General features: G+C 65.6%; 11 protein-coding genes and 1 tRNA gene. 3 read left to right on the forward strand and 9 right to left on the reverse strand.

The genetic code is table 11. From position 1 onward, the window contains the following. The first annotated feature begins 31 nt into the window (after positions 1-31). Complete coding sequence (gene gltB / locus ACFQS4_RS09190; RefSeq protein ID WP_497901222.1) at positions 32-4,585, forward strand: glutamate synthase large subunit; 4,554 nt, start codon at positions 32-34, stop codon at positions 4,583-4,585. A gap of 145 nt (positions 4,586-4,730) precedes the next feature. Here the strand turns inward: gltB and ACFQS4_RS09195 are convergent, their stop codons facing one another. From ACFQS4_RS09195 to ACFQS4_RS09210, 4 genes are all read right to left on the reverse strand, one after another. Next, positions 4,731-8,363, reverse strand: coding sequence for a UvrD-helicase domain-containing protein (locus ACFQS4_RS09195; RefSeq protein ID WP_497901223.1), 3,633 nt, complete (start codon positions 8,361-8,363; stop codon positions 4,731-4,733). After that, complete coding sequence (locus ACFQS4_RS09200) at positions 8,356-9,438, reverse strand: hypothetical protein (RefSeq protein WP_497901224.1); 1,083 nt, start codon at positions 9,436-9,438, stop codon at positions 8,356-8,358. Before ACFQS4_RS09200 ends, ACFQS4_RS09195 begins: the two co-directional genes overlap by 8 nt. Then, positions 9,435-11,735, reverse strand: coding sequence for a hypothetical protein (locus tag ACFQS4_RS09205; protein WP_497901225.1), 2,301 nt, complete (start codon positions 11,733-11,735; stop codon positions 9,435-9,437). The genes ACFQS4_RS09200 and ACFQS4_RS09205 overlap by 4 nt, the downstream gene beginning before the upstream one ends. 76 nt (positions 11,736-11,811) lie before the next feature. Further along, the gene (locus ACFQS4_RS09210; protein ID WP_497901226.1) at positions 11,812-12,264 is read right to left on the reverse strand and encodes a hypothetical protein; all 453 of its coding nucleotides are present in this window, start codon (positions 12,262-12,264) and stop codon (positions 11,812-11,814) included. A gap of 200 nt (positions 12,265-12,464) precedes the next feature. Between ACFQS4_RS09210 and ACFQS4_RS09215 the strand changes: the two genes are divergently transcribed. Next, complete coding sequence (locus ACFQS4_RS09215) at positions 12,465-12,863, forward strand: CBS domain-containing protein (RefSeq protein ID WP_497901227.1); 399 nt, start codon at positions 12,465-12,467, stop codon at positions 12,861-12,863. Between the two features lie 847 nt (positions 12,864-13,710). On the opposite strand, the gene ACFQS4_RS09220 is transcribed toward ACFQS4_RS09215, so the two are convergent. Both ACFQS4_RS09220 and ACFQS4_RS09225 read right to left on the reverse strand, forming a co-directional pair. Next, positions 13,711-13,783 (reverse strand) — tRNA-Thr (locus tag ACFQS4_RS09220). 168 nt (positions 13,784-13,951) lie between these two features. After that, positions 13,952-14,980: a class I SAM-dependent methyltransferase gene (locus tag ACFQS4_RS09225; RefSeq protein ID WP_497901228.1), complete on the reverse strand. Its 1,029-nt coding sequence runs from the start codon at positions 14,978-14,980 to the stop codon at positions 13,952-13,954. A 65-nt stretch (positions 14,981-15,045) separates the two neighbouring features. Here ACFQS4_RS09225 and ACFQS4_RS09230 point away from each other — a divergent pair, with 65 nt between their 5' ends. After that, entirely contained in the window at positions 15,046-15,495 is a 450-nt protein-coding gene (locus ACFQS4_RS09230) for a Rieske (2Fe-2S) protein (protein ID WP_497901229.1), read from the forward strand. A 105-nt stretch (positions 15,496-15,600) separates the two neighbouring features. Here ACFQS4_RS09230 and ribB read toward each other — a convergent pair whose 3' ends face one another. From ribB to twy1, 3 genes are all read right to left on the reverse strand, one after another. Continuing rightward, positions 15,601-16,293 carry a 3,4-dihydroxy-2-butanone-4-phosphate synthase gene (ribB, locus tag ACFQS4_RS09235; RefSeq protein WP_497901230.1) on the reverse strand — a complete coding sequence of 231 codons (693 nt, stop codon included), beginning with the start codon at positions 16,291-16,293 and terminating at the stop codon, positions 15,601-15,603. A 1-nt stretch (position 16,294) separates the two neighbouring features. Further along, on the reverse strand, positions 16,295-16,999 hold the full coding sequence (locus ACFQS4_RS09240) for a DUF120 domain-containing protein (RefSeq protein WP_497901231.1): 705 nt from the start codon (positions 16,997-16,999) through the stop codon (positions 16,295-16,297). A 282-nt stretch (positions 17,000-17,281) separates the two neighbouring features. Then, complete coding sequence (gene twy1, locus ACFQS4_RS09245) at positions 17,282-18,322, reverse strand: 4-demethylwyosine synthase TYW1 (RefSeq protein ID WP_497901232.1); 1,041 nt, start codon at positions 18,320-18,322, stop codon at positions 17,282-17,284. Positions 18,323-18,354: the final 32 nt, after the last annotated feature.

Consider the following 18,354-nt stretch of genomic DNA (forward strand, 5'->3'; position numbering starts at 1 on the left):
CCTCTTGTGGGTGTGGGTCACTCGAGTGTGTATGACACAGCCACACAGTGACTCGTCTCACGGCGAGCGGGGCCTCGCCAGCCCCGTAGACGAACGGTCGAACTGCGGTCTCGGCGTCGTTATGGACCTCGACGGCGGAGCGAGCCACGACGTCGTCGCCGACGGCCTCGAACTCCTCGTCAACCTCGAGCATCGGGGCACCACCGGCGCCGAAGCGAACACCGGCGACGGCGCGGGGATCGTGCTCCAGACGCCGGACGCCTTCTTCCGCGACGAACTCACAGTCGACCTGCCGCCGCAGTACGCCGCCGGATCGATCTTCCTCCCACAGGAAGACGCCGCCCGCGAGGCGCTCGTCGACCTCCTCGAGGACACCCTCTCCGAGTACGGACTCGAGACCCTCGCCTGGCGAGACGTACCGACGGAAAACGTCGGCCTCGGCGCGACGGCCCTCGAGTCCGAACCCGACGTCTGGCAGGTGTTCGTCTCGTCGACGGACGAACTGGCCGACGACGACTTCGACCGCCGTCTCTACGTTGCCCGGCGCGCGCTCGAGAACGCGGTCGAGGACGCCGACGTCGACGGGTCCGATCGATTCTACGTCTGCTCACTGGACTCGAAGACGCTCGTCTACAAGGGCCTCCTCAAGGGCGAGCAGGTCGCCGAGTACTACCCCGACCTCGCCGACGAGCGCCTCGAGTCGACGTTCGTGATGGTCCACGAGCGCTTCTCGACGAATACGCTCGGGGCGTGGCACCTCGCTCACCCCTACCGGAATGTCGTCCACAACGGCGAGTTCAACACCATCCAGGGCAACGTCAACTGGATGCGCGCCCGCGAGACGGACCTCGAGAGCGACGTTATAGCCGATCTCGAGGCCGTCAAACCCGTCATCAACGATCCCGACCAGTCCGACACTGCGAGCGTCGACAACGCGGTCGAACTACTGTTGCAGGACGGTCGTGACCTCCCGCACGTACTCCGCATGCTCGTCCCCGAGGCCTGGCGCGGCGACGACCAGATGGATCAGGCGCGCAAGGATTGGTACGACTTCCACGCCTCGCTCGTCGAGCCGTGGGACGGCCCCGCACTCGTCGCGGCGACCGACGGCGAACGCGTCGGCGCCGTTCTCGACCGGAACGGCCTGCGTCCCTGCCGGTACGACGTGACGACCGACAACCGCCTGATCGCCGCCAGCGAGGCCGGAGCGCTCGAGACCCCACCAGAGAAAATCGCCGAGCGCGGGCGGCTCCAGCCCGGCCAACTGTTCCTGGCCGACCCGAACGAGGGCCGGGTTATCCCTGACGAAGAGGTCTTCGACGGCCTCGTCGACGACCGCTACGGCGAGTGGCTCGCCCGCGAACAGGTTCGCGTCGAGGACCTCCTCGAGACGGCCGACCCGGAACCACGCCAGGCCGTCAACGGACTGCGTTCTCACCAGGCCGCGTTCGGCTACACCCACGACGAACTCGAGAATCTGATCGAGCCGATGATGCAGAAGGGCAAGGACCCCATCGGCTCGATGGGCGACGACACGCCGCTGTCGGTGCTCACCGAGTTCAACCGGCCGCTGTTCTCGTACTTCAAACAGCTGTTCGCGCAGGTCACGAACCCGCCGCTCGACTACATCCGCGAGGAGCAGGTCACCTCGCTCGAGTCCCGGCTGGGATTCCAGCGCAACCTGCTCTCGGAGTCGCCCGCCCACGCCCGCCAACTTGTCCTCGACTCGCCCGTCCTCACCGACGCCGAACTCGAGGCGATCCGCGATTGCGAGAAAAACGACGTCACGGCGGGAACGGTCGACGTCACCTACGAGCGCTCAGAAGCCGCCGACAAGCCCGATGGCGAGGCCCTCGAGGCGGCCATCGAGCGCGTTCGCGAGGACACCGTCGCGACAATCGAGGCTGGCAACGACGTCGTGATCCTCTCCGACCGTGACGTCGACGACGACCGCGTCGCGATCCCCAGCCTGCTCGCGATGGGCGCCGTTCACCACCACCTCGTGCGTAACGGCCTGCGCAACCACGCCGGGATCGTGCTCGAGTCGGCCGACCCGCGAACCGTCCATCACGTCGCGACGCTGGTCGGCTACGGCGCCGACGCAATCAACCCCTACCTCGCCTACCAGACCATCGAGGACCTCACGGCCGGCTCCGACGGCGCGGACACTGGCGTCGCCATCGACGCCTACGTCGGCGCGCTCGAGGATGGCCTCCTGAAGATCATGGCCAAGATGGGCATCTCGACGGTCGAGAGCTACCAGGGCGCCCAAATCTTCGAGGCCGTCGGCCTCGACTCGAGCCTGGCCGAGGAGTACTTCGAGGGGACCGAGAACCGCACCGAGGGGATCGGCCTCGCCGAAATCGAAGCAGATTTCCTGGAGCGCCACGAGGCCGCATTCGGCGACGAAGCGACCCTCGACCGCCAGGGCGAGTTCGAGCACCGCTCGGGCGGCATCCACCACCAGTGGAATCCCCAGAGCGTCGGGACGCTCCAGCAGGCCGTTCGATCCGGCGACTACGAGCGCTACCGGGAGTACGCCGAGGGGATCAACGACCAGTCCGCAGACCTGCGGACTCTTCGGGGCCTCCTCGAGTTCGATTCCGACCGCGAGTCGATCCCGCTCGAGGACGTCGAACCCGTCGCCGACATCGTCGGGCGGTTCTCGACGGCCGCGATGAGCCTCGGGAGCCTCTCGCCCGAAGCCCACGAGAACAATTCCGTCGCGATGAACCGCATCGGCGGGAAGAGCAACTCCGGCGAGGGCGGCGAACCGCCCGAACGCTTCGGCACCGAGCGCGAGTGTACCGTCAAGCAGGTCGCCTCGGGCCGCTTCGGCGTCACCAGCACGTACCTCTCGAGCGCGGACGAACTCCAGATCAAGATGGCGCAGGGGTCAAAGCCCGGCGAGGGCGGCCACCTGCCCGGTCAGAAGGTCAACGAGATGATCGCCCACGTGCGAAAATCGACGCCCGGCGTCGGTCTCATCTCACCGCCGCCGCTGCACGACATCTACTCGATCGAGGACCTGAAACAGCTGATCTTCGACCTGAAGGCGGCGAACGAGGACGCCGACATCAACGTCAAACTCGTCTCGGAGGCTGGTATTGGCACCATCGCCGCGGGCGTCGCGAAGGCCAACGCCGACGTGGTCCACATCTCGGGCCACTCCGGCGGCACCGGCGCCTCGCCTCGGACGTCGATCAAGCACGCGGGCCTGCCGTGGGAACTCGGGCTCGCCGAGGCGAACCAGATGCTGTGTGCCACCGGATTGCGAGACCGGATCCGCGTCTCGGCCGACGGCGGGATGAAGACCGGCCGCGACGTGGCCGTCGCCGCCCTGCTCGGCGCCGAGGAGTACGTCTTCGGCACCGCCTCTCTCGTCGCCGAGGGCTGCGTGATGGCTCGTCAGTGTCACAAGAACACCTGCCCGGTCGGCGTCGCCACCCAGCGCGAGGACCTCCGCAAGCGCTTCCCCGGCGAACCCGAGCACGTCATCAACTTCATGACGTTCATCGCCCAGGAACTGCGCGAGATTATGGCCGACCTGGGTTTCGAAACCGTCGAAGAGATGGTCGGGCGCGTGAAGGTCCTCTCCCAGCGCGAGGACGTCGACCACCCGAAGGCCCGAACCGTCGACCTCTCGGCCGTCCTGGCCGAACCCGAAGGCGACGTCCGGACCAAAATTCGGGAACAGGACCACGGCCTCGAGGATCACCTCGACCGAACCCTCATCGAGGAGGCCAGCGCGGCCCTCGAGGACCGGACTCCCCAGACCGTCGAAACCGAGATCAGGAACGTCGACCGCGCCGTCGGCACCATGCTCTCGAACCGGGTGTCGAGCCGCTACGGCGAACCCGGCCTCCCCGAGGATACCCTCACCGTCGACCTCGAGGGCACCGCCGGCCAGAGCTTCGGCGCGTTCCTGGCTCACGGCCTCTCGTTCCACCTCGAGGGGAGCGCGAACGACTACGTCGGCAAAGGCCTCTCGGGCGGGAAACTCACCGTTCGGACGCCCGAAACGGCCGCCTACGAGCCGACCGAGAACGTCGCCATCGGCAACGTCGCGCTCTATGGCGCGACCGGCGGCGAACTGTACGTCAACGGCGTCGCCGGCGAGCGCTTCGCCGTACGCAACTCCGGCGCCAAGGCCGTCGTCGAGGGCGTCGGCGACCACGGCTGTGAGTACATGACCGGTGGCGTCGTCGCCGTCCTCGGCGAGACCGGAACCAACTTCGCCGCGGGGATGTCCGGCGGCGTCGCGTACGTCTTCGACCCCGATGCGGCACTCGAGCACAAGGCCAACACCGGCATGGTCTCGCTCCACGAGGACCTCGACGAGGCCGACGAGGCCATGCTCGAGCGCCTGCTCGAGAACCACGTCGCCTACACCGGTTCCGAGCGCGGGCGGGACCTCCTGGCGAACTGGGAGCGCGCCCTCGAGTCGTTCGTGAAGGTCATGCCCGAAGCCTACCATCAGGCGATCACCGAGGACGGGCGGGACGACGTCCGCGCCGAGCTTCCCGAATCGCCCGCGGTAGGTTCCGAATCCGACTCGCCGGAGTTCGCCACGAGCGACGATTAAGAGGGGCGTGCGAATACTAGCACGACGGTCAGGTGGTGGATGGCTCCGACGATCGTTGCGGACGCTCGAATCGGCCACGCTCGAGGCAACGTGGTTTCGTGGAGGGTCGATCCGTTTTTACGTCATATTTCGTCTCGATACCACGCTACGTCACGTCTAGCGGGGGCCCGCACCCGAGGGACCGATGCGGACAGCTCCGACAGTGCGACCCCGGCGTCGTCTCGGCGTAGGTCGGTCGATCCAGCGCCTCGAGTCCGCGTCGAACCGCCCCCCAGTCGGGCGTCGCCGACGGCGAGTGGAGGGCGACCCGGGGGCCCTCGACAGGTCCCACGTACACGTAGCCGACGGCGTCGACGGGCTCGCCGAGCCGGCGTTCACAGGCGCGGGCGTACAGCGAAAGCTGGAGGGCCGCTTCGGGGTCGATCCGCTCGCTCGTCGCCTTGTAGTCGAGGACGACGAGTCGTCCGTCAGGTGCCCGCCGGACCGTATCCACGTAGCCGACGACCGAGCCGTCGACGCCGGGCACGTCGTCGGCCGCAAACGACAGTTCCGCGGCGAGTTCGTCCCACGCGTGAACCGGCGCCTCGAGGTCGGGTTCTCGAGCGTCGAAGTACCGATCGATACACCGGTGGACGGCCTTCTCGTATCCTCGTTGCCCGCGGGCCGTGAGCCGTCTGGTGGCCGCCCGACGCCACTCCCCGGGGCTCGAGTACTCCCGGTAGAACGCTTCCTCGGCCACGGCGTGAAAGACCGTGCCGACGAGTCGCGGGTTCGACTCGCGGCTCGTTCGACCGTTGCCCGGGGTCGAATCGACCCACTGTCGACCGTCGTCACCCGAGACCGGATCGTCGGGCGCCCCGACGACGTACTCGAGGTAATGCTTTCGCGGACACTCGTCGTGGGTTGCCAGCGCGCTGTAACTGTGCTCGAGTGCTTCGGGGAACCGTTCGCGTCCCGATTCCGAGAACGCGTCCGGGGCGAATCGCGAAGCCGCCGTATCCAGCGCTCCGACTCGTCGCCCCGCCGGCGCGTCGAGTTCGGGGACTGTGGGAGCGGCGTCCGCAGCCGGTAGCAGCGTTCGGTTCCGAAGCTGTCGCCCCAGTCGGTGGACGACGTCGAGCGCCTCGTCCGTCTCGAGCGTCCGGTGGCCGTCGGTATCGAGGTAGTCGATGGTGCCGGTGGCGTGCGTCGACGGTTCAGCGAGCGAGTCGGTGACGTTGACGACCGTTTCGGGGTACGTTTCCTGCACCCGGTCGAACGCCGTCACCAGTTCCGACCAGAGGTTCATCCGCTCGCCGGTAACCGACCACTCGATCGCGGAGGGGAGACACGCGTCGGCCATGGAGGCGGCGAGGTCGCCGTCTCCGCCCTCGTAGTCGTAGTTCGAGCCGAAGACGAGCAGGTGGTTTTCCGCCCTGGTGAGCGCGACGTGGAGAACGCGCCAGGATTCAGCCGTCGGCTCCGCGGCGAGATCCGCACACAGCGGCGAGTCGACGGCCGGGTCGAGCCTCGCGGCAAGCAGACGATACCGGGCCCCGTAGGCGTAGTCTCGCCGAACGCACCACTCCTCGTCCGAGAGGTACGGCGCGAGGACCGTGTCGAACTCGAGGCCCTTGGCCTGGTGCACCGTCATGACGTCAACGGCGTCCGCGGACGTGGTTCCCTGCTGGCGGTCGCGCGATCCGCCCGCCAACACCCGCTCGAGCGCGTCGACGAACCGGGTCGAGAGCGACTCGAGCACGTCGGTGCCGGTCCTGGCGTCGACGAACCGTTCGATCCGCTCGAACGTCTGGCGGTCGTCGGGACCCAGAAACCACTCGATGCACGTTCGCTCCCGGAACTGTCGGAGAAACGGCGCTATCGGGGAGGCGTCTTTCGCCGCCGCGAGCGCCTCGAGGTCGGCACGCGCCCGCTCGAGTCGATCCGGTTCGTCGAAGGGTTCGGCCTCGAGGTCGGCCTCGAACAGCGCGTCGTACAGCCGACGGTTGCGGCGGTGGAGGCGGGAGAGATCGGCTTCACACACTCGATATCGTGTGAGAAGCACTCGACGAAGGTGCGTGTCGGCGTCGTGATCGACCAGCACGCGGAGGTACGAGAGAACCGTCTGGGTGCCCTCCGACACGGACCCTGTCGCCGAACCCGACCGCTCGCAGGGAATCTGGCGCTGCTCGAGTTCTGCGGCGATATTCCGCGCCTGTGCGTTCGTCCGGACGATGACCGCGATGTCTTCGAGCGTTCGCTCCGGGACGGATCCACAGTCGCCGTTCAGGAGTCGTGAAATCGCCGTCCCGACCTGTTCGGGTGTCGACGACTCGAGTTCGTCGCTCTCGACTTTCAGCACCCGGTGGGGCGGGTTCGCCTCGTCGTACGCACCTCGGGTCCGCTCGTACTCGCGGAGCGTCTTCGAGGGCTGGGTGCCGTACGAACAGTGGTTCGTCAGGTCCAAGATTTCCTGTTTCGACCGAAAGTTCAACTCGAGTTCGACCGACTCGTGGTCGCCGTCGTTCGCACCGAGACGCTCGAGGCCCCTGGGGTCAGTCCCGCGCCAGCCGTAGATCGCCTGGTCCGTGTCCCCGATGGCGAGGAGGTCTGGTCGATCCGGGCCGCGCGTGAGTTCGGTGACGAGCGTCCACTGGGTCGCATCGGTGTCCTGGAACTCGTCGCAGTAGACGTGGCTCCACCGGCGGGTGATCTCCTCGGCGACGGCCTCGTCTTCCAGCAGGCGCGTCGCGGTCCGAACGAGTTCGTCGAAGTCGACCGCGCCGTCGGTCTCGAGCCTCGCCCGATAGTCGGCGTAGATTTCGGCGTAGTGGCCGGCCTGTCGGAGCACGGCCACGTAGTGCTCGAGTCGGCCGAACGGCGTCTGTTCGACCGTTTTCGCCCCGTCCCGCCAGAGTTCGTTGCCGAAGAGAACGGGCGGCAGGTGCTTCGTCGACGGGTCGTCGAGCGACATCGCTTCTCGCGTTCTCGTCACGCACGCCTGAAGCGTGCGGAGGTAGGCGTCGACCTCTCGAACCACCGGATCGTCGCGAAACGCCGCCGGACCTTCGGCGATCTTCTCTCGACAGAACGTCAACAGCGTGCCGTACTCGACGAGCGCCTCGCGAATTTCCCTCACGTGTTCGTCCCGGTTGAAGTACCGAATCGCCTCGTTGTCGAACGACAGCGATTCCGTCGCCTCGCCGCGGAGCCACAGGAGCAGTTCCTCGAGGAGGTCGAGCGTCCGTTCGTCGGGTAGGGCGTCGATGAGGGCGTCCGGGGCGATCTCCTCGCGACTCATCACCGAGACGAAGTGGTCGACCGATCCGGCGAGCGTCGACGGGGTGGCCGATTTCGTCGGCGCCACGTCGACGGCCGCAAAGTCGTACTCGTACTCGGCGAGGAGCCGGTTGAGTAGCCGTCGTCGCTTCCGCTCGGTGACGACCTCGAACGACGGGGAGAGCCCGAGATAGTAAGCGTACTCTCGAACCAACCGGTAGCAAAACGAGTGGTACGTGTGAACCTCGATCGCCGCCGCGACGGACGGCTCGAGTCGCTCGGTGATCGACGCTCGAATGCTCGCGGCCGCCTCGTTCGCGAACGTCACGACGAGCACGTCGGAGGGATCGACGGCACCGTCCTCGAGCGCCCGTTCGATCCGCGCCAGCATCGTGGTCGTCTTTCCGGTACCGGCGCCCGCGTCGACGGACGTGCACGCGGCCTCGCTCGCGATGACGGCGGGCTGATTTCCTTTCGGGGCTGGGCCCGGGGTCGACCTCGAGAGCCGGTGGTCATCCATCGAAGGCCACCTCGCTCGAGAGGTACTTCGTACAGCAGACGGCGTACGGACACGTCGGGCAGACGTTACGTTCGATCTGGTCCCACCGGGATTCGAAGGCTTCGTCGTCGACGCCGGCGATGGCGGCGGTCGCCACTTGTCGCAACCGATCGTCAACGGTCTGGTTTCGGTGTTCGTGTGTCATCCCGAACGTGTGGTGGTCCAGGTAAGGTTCGGTGAGGTCCACCGGCTCGACGCTCGTTTCGACGCGCTCGCGAAGTGGGTTGACGGTCAGCCGATCCCGATCGAGGACCGGGACCTGGACGTACCGACAGGTACGGGCGTCCGTGAGGGACAGGTGGTCACGAAGCGTCCGCAATCCATCGAGAGCGGCAGCCGTTTCGAGCAGGGTGGCGACCATTTCGGGGGCGAATTCGGCCCGGTCCGGATCGAAGTGTCCGGCGAACCGATCGGCGACGTCGCCGTCCCACGCGGCTCGATAGCGAAGTATCCCCAGGTGTGCGGCGGTCGGGACGAACCGAACCCCGACGAACGACGATCCCTCGAGGACGGCGTAATCGATCGGCACGTCGATCTGGAGAGGAGAGGCCTCGTCGTCATCAGCCGTCGGTCGAGTCGCCGTCACCGTCGATCGAATCGGCAGGTCCGGACCGACGAGTTCGCCGCCGACGCCGCTCGCCCTGGTGGCGTACAGGCACTCGGCGTGGTCGGTACCGATGGCCTCGACGTACGCCCGAATTGCCGCCTCGAGCACTCGACGCTCGTGTCGTCGCTGGGCGCGTGAGTGGACCCCCTCGCCGTAGTCCGCCCAGCGGTTGGCAAACCGGTCCAGGGCACGCGTCTCGAGCGTGTCGACGTCCCCCGCACGAAGGGCATCACAGATGGCCGTTCGGAGCAACTCGAGTCGGGCCGCCTGCGGATCGTCTTCGCCCGTGTGCAGGCCGTACTCGTGGGCGTATCGGTACCGTTGCGGACACCGGAGGTGGGTTCGCACGCCGTCGATCGAAATCGGTGGTGCCTCGGCGCGCGATGGCGGCGACGTCGTCGCGTCGGCCTCGGTGGGGTTCCTCGTCATCGACTCACCTCCCCCGCTGCGAACTCGAACTGCGTGTACACGGCGTCCCGGACCGTCTCGTCGACGTTTTCGTGCTCCAGGGCGAGGGCGAGCTCCTGGATTCGCTCCGCCGTGGCATCGAGGTCGACGGGTTCGCCAATCGACGCACGGCCCAGGAGTGTCTCGAGGTCGGTCCAGGGCACCTCGAGAGTGGCTTCGAGGGTTCGTTGCCGTCCGTAGCCGACGTGGTCTCGGTGTTTTACGTCGACAGGCTCGAGGTCTATCCCGGGCATAACTGTGAGTTCGCGAACGAATCGGGACTCGTCGTGGGTTCGTCGGAGGCCCTCGGTTTCGCGCTCGTACGAACAGCAGTAGAGCCGGGTCCGGGCTGTCCGAGAACCGAGAGCGAGACGTCGACGTGCCCGTTCGGCGTGGTACGTCTCGAAGCGGTCGGCGACGGCCGACCCGTCCGTGACCGTGGCGAACGTCTCCTCGAGCGTCGATGCGGAGGGGTCGGTCACGGCGGGAAAAGATGGCATCGAGCGCAGCCACGCCGTCGGAAACAACGGCGTTAGAAACTGCGTCCCGGGATAGGTGTCGTCGATCAGATCCAGCAAGAACACGACCTCCCGCGAGTCGTACGCCAGGTCGTCGATCGGACAGACGGTTACCCCACCGCCCGGCCCTCGCGTCTCGATGGCGTGGACGTGCGGGGCGTCGTACTCGATCGTTCGCTGGAGCATTCGTCGGAGGCCCTGCCAGTCGGGGGCGACGAGGTCCGTCCGCTCGACGAACCGGGCGATCTCGAGGACCCGGTGAATGCTCTGGAACTGCTCGCGGGCGTCGATCCACGGTTCGTCGCGGGCGATGCGCGCCTTCAGATTCGTTCGCTGGATCCACGACTCGAGTGCGGTCGTCACTGACTGCCCGTGGGCGGTTTCGACGTCACGCGGAGAAAATTCCTCGATGCGGGCTTCGAGTCTGGCGATGACGGGTTCGGTTATCTCGGTCGGGTCGTGTCCCTGCTCGAGAGTACAGTGCGCTTCGATGACGGCGTAGAGTTCGCTAACGGCGGGATCGTCCGCCAGGGAGGGCGTACCGATCGTAGCCGTGGGAACGCCCACGTCGCGAAGGAGTCGTCGTGTCCGGGGAACGCGTTCCGCTCGTGGGACGGCGACCGCGAACTCGTCGAACGACCAGTCGAATCGGTCGCGGAGCGACTGGATTTCGCTGGCGACCCACCGCACCTGCGCTCGAGCGGTTTCCGTTCGAAGTCGGTACGCTCGAGCGGTCGTGTGCTCGTCTTCGTTCTCCTCTTTTCGTTCGTTCTCCTCCTTTCGTTTGTCGTCCTCTCCGCGCTCGTTTTCGGCTTTATCGTCCTCCTTGCGTTCGTTCTCGTCCTCGACATCGGAACGCTGGCCGTAATCGTTCCCGCCATCCCTTCCTGTCGCCAGTGCTCGAGCGACCGCGTCGTGGGCCGGCCTCGATTCGGGTTGTCGCGTCGGCGGCCGGACCTCGAGGCCGTCCGCGATCGATTCGAGCGAACCGGGTTCGACCCGCGTTCGTTCGACGCTCGCGTGGCGCTGGCCGACGCAGACGAGTTCGGCCTCCCCGGTCAGCGCCGCGAGATAGCGCCTGTCGAGGCGGCGAAACTCCTCGAACTGCACGGCGAGAACGGCGTCGAACGAGTCCGTAATCCGCTCATGGAGGCCGTCAGCGTCGGCCTCGAGCAGGTCGACCACTCGTGGGATCACGTCTGCCCGCTCGACGAAGCCCCGAGAGTCGAGTTCGTCGTGGAACCGGTCGTTCATGGCGTAGAGGAAGGCGAGACAGGGGTGGATGGCGTCCCCGTCTCGATCCCCCGTGGCGTCGATCTGTTGCCGGGTCGCCTCGAGCAACAACCGTCCGACGTCGCGGGCGAAACTGTCGTGCTCGCTCGCGCGTTCGAGGTACGGCGGCACGTCGCGACTCGCGCCAGCGATGACAAGCGAGATGAGTTCGATCCGCTCTTCGTACTCGAGGCGTTCGAGTGTCGGGTCGTAGGTCTCGAGGACCTTCGAGGCGTGTTCGGGAAGTGATTCGACTCGCGGGCCGCTGACGGCGTTCTGGGTCGCGTTCGGGTCGTCTGTCGTCTCGGGAAGGACTCGCTCGAGGCGGTCGAGTCCCGCCGGGTGCCGCTTGAGGACGAGGACGTTTTTCGATCCGTGGGACTCGACGAGCGCGGCGTACTCGTCGGCAACGCGCTCGAGGAGGTCGTGACGGGGATACGGGAGGGCGACGAGCGTCCCCTCGAGCGTCGGGGACTCGGATGTCGGCATTGCGGTATGCCACGGAGTAGTGACTGTATAGTACTTAAACCTGTACCCGACCTGGCCGGTTACTGGCCGCTCTGGCTCACGACGCCTCGACCACCGTCAGATACGTCACGTACACGAGCGCGGCGGCAACGAGCGAGATCGCGACGACGGTGACGCCGACGAAGTTCTCGAGGAAGACCGCCGGATCGTCCATGATGTAGGCACCGCCCTCGACCGCGAGGACGAACAGGGCACCGTACAGGGCCGCGACCGCCATGGCGCGAGCGATGGCGACGACCAGCCCGGCTCGGCGGCTGTTGAGGAGTTCGACGACGAACAGCAGGGCAATCGCAAGCAGGTAAAACGGCTCGGGGAGGGCCTGTCCGAGTCCGTAGGGCCCTTGAATCGCGAGCCAGCCGTAGTACGCGAGCGCCAGCAGGACGCCAGCGACGAACGTCATCGCGACGCCGTATCCCGTCGTGTCGTCGACGCGTGGGCGCCTCGACTGTGTCGCGTCGTCGCTCGAGTCGGACGGTTCTGGTGCGGCCATCGTGTATCGTGGTACGTAGGACCGCGAGCGGGTTAGTTCTCGAGGGTACGTTCATCACATTTGATGCGCTGGAAAGTGGGGACAGGGGAGGGGCGTCACTGGGACTGACACGTCGATGACCTGCTGGCCGCGCTCGAGCGGGCCGGGGTGTCACCCCATGGCGTGAGAATATTTATAGCCGGACTTCAATACCACTACGTATGGACGACATTTTCGTTGCCAGATTGATGAGTTCGGATCTCGTAACGGTCGCACCCGACACCCTCGTCGAGGACGCCGGCCAGACGATACTCGAGAACGGCATTAGCTCACTCGTCGTCGTCGACGACGACGGTCGCCTCGAGGGAATCCTGACTACGACCGACTTCGTTACGATCGTCGCTGAGAGTTATCCGAAAGCGGAGACGACCGTCGAGCGCTACATGACGACCGACGTCGTGACCGTCTCACCTCAGCAGCCGATCACCGAGGTGGCGAATGTGATGCTCGAACACGGGGTTCACCACCTGCCGGTCGTCGACGAGGACGAGGGCGTCGTCGGCATCGTCACGACGACCGACCTGGCGGGGTATCTGACGACGATGCGGGCGTCGGTGTAGGTACTGAACTGGCCGATTTGGCCACACAGGGAACCGCGTTTTTACCAGTAATTTATAGCACGGCTTCTTTATTCAGTGTGAGATGTGAAACTCGCGTTCAGTACGGGGGAGAAGACTTATCACTTCAGTTGGGTGATTGGAAATAATGGCTGTGTTGACAGTAGCAACTCTTATTGCAAAGTATTCAGCAGGGGGAACGCTTGGTAGTCTATTTATCGCATATGGTCTAAGAGAGTTTCTGCGGGCAACTGGTGGTGGATTCTATTGTTGCCGTCACGGATTCTATCAAAGTCAAGGAATCATCCTTACATTCATCGGGTGGGCGATACTTTCCATTACAATCCTCAACTTGTATGGGTCGTTGAACGAACAGTAACACACGTAGTTGCCGAATCGCCTGTTTCAGTTTCATGCGCGCACCCGAATAACAGGAAACTGCGCTACTATCTACGGTTACGACTCGAGGAGATGGCGAGCGTCGAGTCCAAGAATCGATCGTCGAGACCCCGCAGTGGTCAGTCGTCCCAACACTGTCAGCGTCTTCGAGGAATAGAACACCGCGTAGACTACTCTGAACGTGCCGTTCGTCGCGCTCGCTCTGTCGTACCATGCATGGATTTGCTATACTAACATGGGGTTTATTCACGTCTCGAGGGGTCGAAACCGCTGGCTCCAGCGTTGAATCCGAAACTCGATATTCCGTACACTCGCGGAGTCAACTGGACGAGTCGAAAGAGAGCGTGGCTCCGATCCCGCGGATAGTACGGTGACGGACGTTCACTCGCGACGGGCACCGCTCACCTGATTCGAACCCGTCGCTCGTTCGATCTGACGTTCGAATAGAAAGAGCCAGTAGAGGGATTTGAACCCTCGACCTAATCCTTACGAAGGATTCGCTCTGCCAGCTGAGCTATACTGGCGCAGGTGTCTGCGTCCACTTCTACGTAGGACCGATAGCCGGCATAAGGATTGCGAATCGAGTCTGTTGCCCGAGTTGGATTCGATCTCACCTCGTCGAGCCGAGCTCGATCTCTCATCTCGAGTCAGGCTCGGGATCCGCTCACTGTGACCGGGTCTAGGCCATCGCCTCACCGCCGCTCGAGGCGCACGTCCAGGCAGACGTTGAGCTCGTGAGGGGCGTAGGATCGAACGACGCGCCGGGTCTCGACGGTCACCTCGTACTCGGGCTCGGCTGCCGCGCGAATCGCTCGCTCTCCCGGTCCGAAGGGGTCGTCCTCGTGCTGGATGTCGTAGTAGTGAATCACGCAGTCGTTACCGGCAATCGTCACCCCGGACTCGAGGAATGCGTCCGCGCTGTGAGGGAGGTTCATCACGATCCGGTCGGCCCAGTCCTCGTACTCGGGAGCGACCTCGCGGACGTCGGCGTCGATGGCCGTCACCCGATCCGCGACGCCGTTCCGGTCGGCGTTCTCCCGGAGGTACTCGATCGCGACCTCGTTGACGTCGACGCCGACGCACTCGGCGCCGCGTCTGGCAAACGGAATCACGAACGGGCCGACGCCGGCGAACATGTCGAAGACGCGCTCGCCCTCGCTCGCCTGCTCGACGACCCGGTGGCGTTCCGTGGCGAGACGCGGCGAGAAGTACACCGTCGCGAGGTCGAGTGCGAACTCACAGCCGTACTCCCGGTGGACGACGGTCGTCCCCTCGCCGGCGACCACGTCCCAGTCGCGTACGCGAGTCTCGCCCTTGATCTTCGAAGCCTTGTTCAGGACCGTCTCGAGCGGGAGGTCGGACGCGACGATCGCGTCGGCGATCTCCCGCGCCCGCTCCGGGTCGTCCTCCTCGAGGAGCGCGGTGTCCCCCAGCCGTTCGTAGGAGGGTTCGAAGCCGAGGAGATCCGCGGGCATCGTCTGTGTATCGCGAGCGGGTACGTCCCGACCGACGAGCGCGTAGTCGACCTCGAGATCCGAGAGCAGGGCGTCTACCGGGCGTTCGCTCGAGTCCGAACTCGATCCCGAATCGTCGAGCGGCACGTAGAGCCAGCCGTCCTCGACGGCGATCTCGAACTCGTCGGCGATCAGGTCCGCGTCGGCGAGCCGACTCCGAACGGTCTCGCCGTGCTCGGGGCGAACGCGGACACACGGCACGTCCATACCTCCCGTCGCTGCTCCGGCGTCCTAACGGTGACGTTTTGTCGCTCGCGCCGGAAGCCCGGCCCATGGCAGGTCGGACGGAACTCACGAGGCTCGAGACGGTCCAGGAATCCCGGTCGTGGCTGTTCACGGTTCGCGACCGCTACGGCGAAGCCGAGGAGGCGATCCTCGTCCCCTGCGAGGACGGCGTCGAGGGGTGGATCAACCGCTGTATGCACGAACCGCAGCGACTCGACGTCGGCCGCGGCGTCGCGATGCGCGACGATGAGATCATCTGCCCGCGACACGGCTCGATGTACGACGCCTGTTCGGGGGCGTGTGACAACGGCGAAGCCGCCGGCACGCGACTCGTCGGCATCGACGTGACCGCCGAGGACGGTCGGGTCTACCTGACGGATTCGATATATCACTTCGACCACGAGGGCGGCCTCGAGGACGACGGAGAGGCGGACGAAAACGGGAGCGACGAAGACGGCGACGACGGTCCGTCATCGACCTCGCACATCTCTTTTTGAGGGGAGTCAGCCGGCGGTGTTCGAGGCCTCTCGAGGCTTAGAAAGGCCTCGAGCGGAGTCGAGATAACTAAACCTCAAGAGCAATCGAGACGCCTGATATCGAGATCAGTCGAGATACCCGAGCACGTCGCTCCCCTCGAGATAGACGAAACCGTGGCGGTCGGCGTAGGCTCGCGCGTCCGCAGGCGCGAGCGCCTCGCCAGTCCGGTCGTCGAGCATCTCACAGACGACGACGGCGGGCGGCAGGTCGGCCTCGAGGGCCAGCGCGACGCCCAGTTCGGTGTGGCCCTCGCGTTGCTCGAGGAGGTCGGGGGCCGCCCGAAGCAGGTGGACGTGACCGGGGACGCGAAACTCCTCGGCGAAGTCGGTTTTGTCCGGATCAGCGGCGGCCTCGCCGAGCGACTGGATCGTCAGCGAACGGTCGTTGTCGGTGATCCCGGTGTAGGTGTCCCGGTGGTTGACCGTCACGGAGAACGACGAGCGCTCGTCGTAGCCCAGGTCGTGGCCGGCCGTTGCCGGATGGTCGACGGCGTCGTCGTAGAACGGGAGGTCGAACGCGTCGGCGACCGCGTCCTCGAACGCGACGCAGACGAGGCCGCCGGCGTCGTTGCGCAGGCGGGAGACGGCCTCGGGCGTGACGGCGTCGGCGTGGTAGATCAGGTCGGTCTCGCCTTCGCGGTCGGCCGCGTCGTGGACGAGGATCGGTTCGCCAGCCTGCAGGCGCTCGAGGGCCGATTCGACGCTCGCGGCAGTTGTCAGCGGTTCCTGGCGGGGGTTGGTGGTGTCTGATCCGTTCATGTTAGCGGTCTCCGACGGTGATCATCACGTGGTCGTCGTCCTCGAGGTCGAGTTCGTCGCGAAGTTTCGCGGGCGCGATCAACTCGAGTTGATCCTCGTCGTGGTGGGTTCGTTCGGGGGCGATCGCGTGGGCGGTCTCGTAGACGTCGCCGTCGGCCGTCTCGACGGTAGCGGGGTGACAGACCGCGGGGCCATAGGTGCGCTCGTCGTTCTCCCAGCCGTTGATCGGAATCGACTCGAGGGAGGCCATCGCCCGGCGCCGTCGCATGCTCTCGTCGTGGAGTTCGACGTTGAGCGTCCCGGGGAACGGCTCGTAGCCCAGGCGGTCGGAAAACTGGCGGCTGTAGCCGGGCAGCGAGATGTAGTGGCGGCCCTCGCCCATGCCGCTGGTGACGACGCCCTCGAGTTCGACCTCGGGGTCGGCCTCGAAGAGCCGTTTGTACTCCTCGTACTCGGTGCGAAGCGCGCCCTCGCCCGCGTCGGTGACGACGACCCACTGGCCGTCGGCGACGGTGTCGCGCTCGAGGTAGCCCGCGCTCTCGAGACGCTGGAGCCGCCGCGAGGCGGTCTGGTTCGACGCCTCGAGTCGATCCGCGAGGGCCGAACAGGAGATTTTGATGTCGCCCTCGAGACCCCCGTCGAGTGCGAGGAGTTTGAGCACGGCAAGTTCGTCGTGCCCGACGGTGGTCGATACGGTCTCGTGCATACGCGACGCTTCGCCCCTCCGTGGCATAAGCGTACCGAATGTGGCACGCATTCCAAAACTGTTATGGGGTTGTCGGCAGTTTATCGCTCCGACGGCCCGGAGTCCTTTCGAGAATGCGTTTTCGACTCCATCGGTATGTATCGATCGGTCCGTCCCAATTTCGATATCCACCCACGACACCGATTCGGAGACGTAGATCGTCCGGTTCGAGACGGCGGAGTCCCGTCACCGACAGGTGGTTCACCAATTGTGATAATTGCCGTCAAAGGGACCCCTTTTCACTCAACCGCTCGAGACAGGGTCGCGCTCCCAGAACTCACTGTCCTTCTTCAGCTTCGGGACCCACGTATCGTCAGTCTTCGAGAGCAGGGCGACCCGCGAGGCGGGAACCTCCTTCACCTCGGTGAACTCGGGCATGTGGGAGGCGACCTCGCGTGCGAACTCGGCGACGTCCTCGTGATCGGGCATTGAGGACCTGTCGAGTCGGCCGCGAGAGTGCCCGACGTGCATGTACGCTTTGAGTTCGACGAAGTCGGGGTCGGCCCGCTGGTAGAAGGCGGCGTACCAGTCCGGGTCGCGCATGTTCTCGCCGTCGATCAGCGTCGTCCGCAGGACGGTGCGCGTCTCGTCCTTCTTGGCGAGGACGTCCATCGTCTCGACGAGGCGCTCCCAGGCGTCGTCCTCCATGGCCTTGACGACCTGGTCGAACGTCCAACGCTCGGGGGCGTCGACGCTGACGTACAGCTGGGTTGGGTCGCACTCTCGCAGGACTTCGGGGCGGGTGCCGTTCGAGACGAGGAACGTCGTGACGTCTCGGTCATGGAACGCCTCGAGCAGTTCCGGGAGATAGGGATACAAGGAAGGCTCGCCGTCGAGGCTGATAGCGACGTGGCGGGGTTCCATGGCCTCTTCGAACACGGACCGGGGGACCTGGTCGTTGCCGCCGAAGCCCGAGAGGAGCTTCTTCTGGAGGCGGATGGAGGCGTCGACGACGGCCTCGGGGTCGTCCCACTCGACGCCCTCGAGTTCGTAGGCGTGGCCGTTGTGGTCGCGCCAGCAGAAGACGCAACGCTCGTTACAGCGGACGACGGGCGTCATCTGGATACAGCGGTGCGATTCGATGCCGTACCAGATGTTCTTGTAGCACTTGCCCTCGCCGCGGAGGGCGTTGGCGGTCCACCCACAGGTCTGGGCAGCGGTGTGGTTCTCGTGGTGGTAGTTCGGCGAGTCGACTTGCATCGGTCCGCCACCGTCGTCCCCGTCTACGTCTACGTCGCCGTCCTCCGACGACGCGTCGGCCCCGGAATCCGCGGCATTGCTCATGATGGAACGCGATTGGACGCCCGCGAGTAAAA

Source organism: Saliphagus sp. GCM10025317 (assembly GCF_042663665.1).
In the GTDB taxonomy this organism is placed as follows: domain Archaea; phylum Halobacteriota; class Halobacteria; order Halobacteriales; family Natrialbaceae; genus Natronosalvus.

Bases quoted from the DNA above. Each gene is read 5' to 3' on its own strand.
- gltB (WP_497901222.1), top strand. From the start codon at position 32: ATGACACAGCCACACAGTGACTCGTCTCACGGCGAGCGGGGCCTCGCC.
- ACFQS4_RS09195 (WP_497901223.1), bottom strand. From the start codon at position 8,363: ATGGATGACCACCGGCTCTCGAGGTCGACCCCGGGCCCAGCCCCGAAA.
- ACFQS4_RS09200 (WP_497901224.1), bottom strand. From the start codon at position 9,438: ATGACGAGGAACCCCACCGAGGCCGACGCGACGACGTCGCCGCCATCG.
- ACFQS4_RS09205 (WP_497901225.1), bottom strand. From the start codon at position 11,735: ATGCCGACATCCGAGTCCCCGACGCTCGAGGGGACGCTCGTCGCCCTC.
- ACFQS4_RS09210 (WP_497901226.1), bottom strand. From the start codon at position 12,264: ATGGCCGCACCAGAACCGTCCGACTCGAGCGACGACGCGACACAGTCG.
- ACFQS4_RS09215 (WP_497901227.1), top strand. From the start codon at position 12,465: ATGGACGACATTTTCGTTGCCAGATTGATGAGTTCGGATCTCGTAACG.
- ACFQS4_RS09225 (WP_497901228.1), bottom strand. From the start codon at position 14,980: ATGGACGTGCCGTGTGTCCGCGTTCGCCCCGAGCACGGCGAGACCGTT.
- ACFQS4_RS09230 (WP_497901229.1), top strand. From the start codon at position 15,046: ATGGCAGGTCGGACGGAACTCACGAGGCTCGAGACGGTCCAGGAATCC.
- ribB (WP_497901230.1), bottom strand. From the start codon at position 16,293: ATGAACGGATCAGACACCACCAACCCCCGCCAGGAACCGCTGACAACT.
- ACFQS4_RS09240 (WP_497901231.1), bottom strand. From the start codon at position 16,999: ATGCACGAGACCGTATCGACCACCGTCGGGCACGACGAACTTGCCGTG.
- twy1 (WP_497901232.1), bottom strand. From the start codon at position 18,322: ATGAGCAATGCCGCGGATTCCGGGGCCGACGCGTCGTCGGAGGACGGC.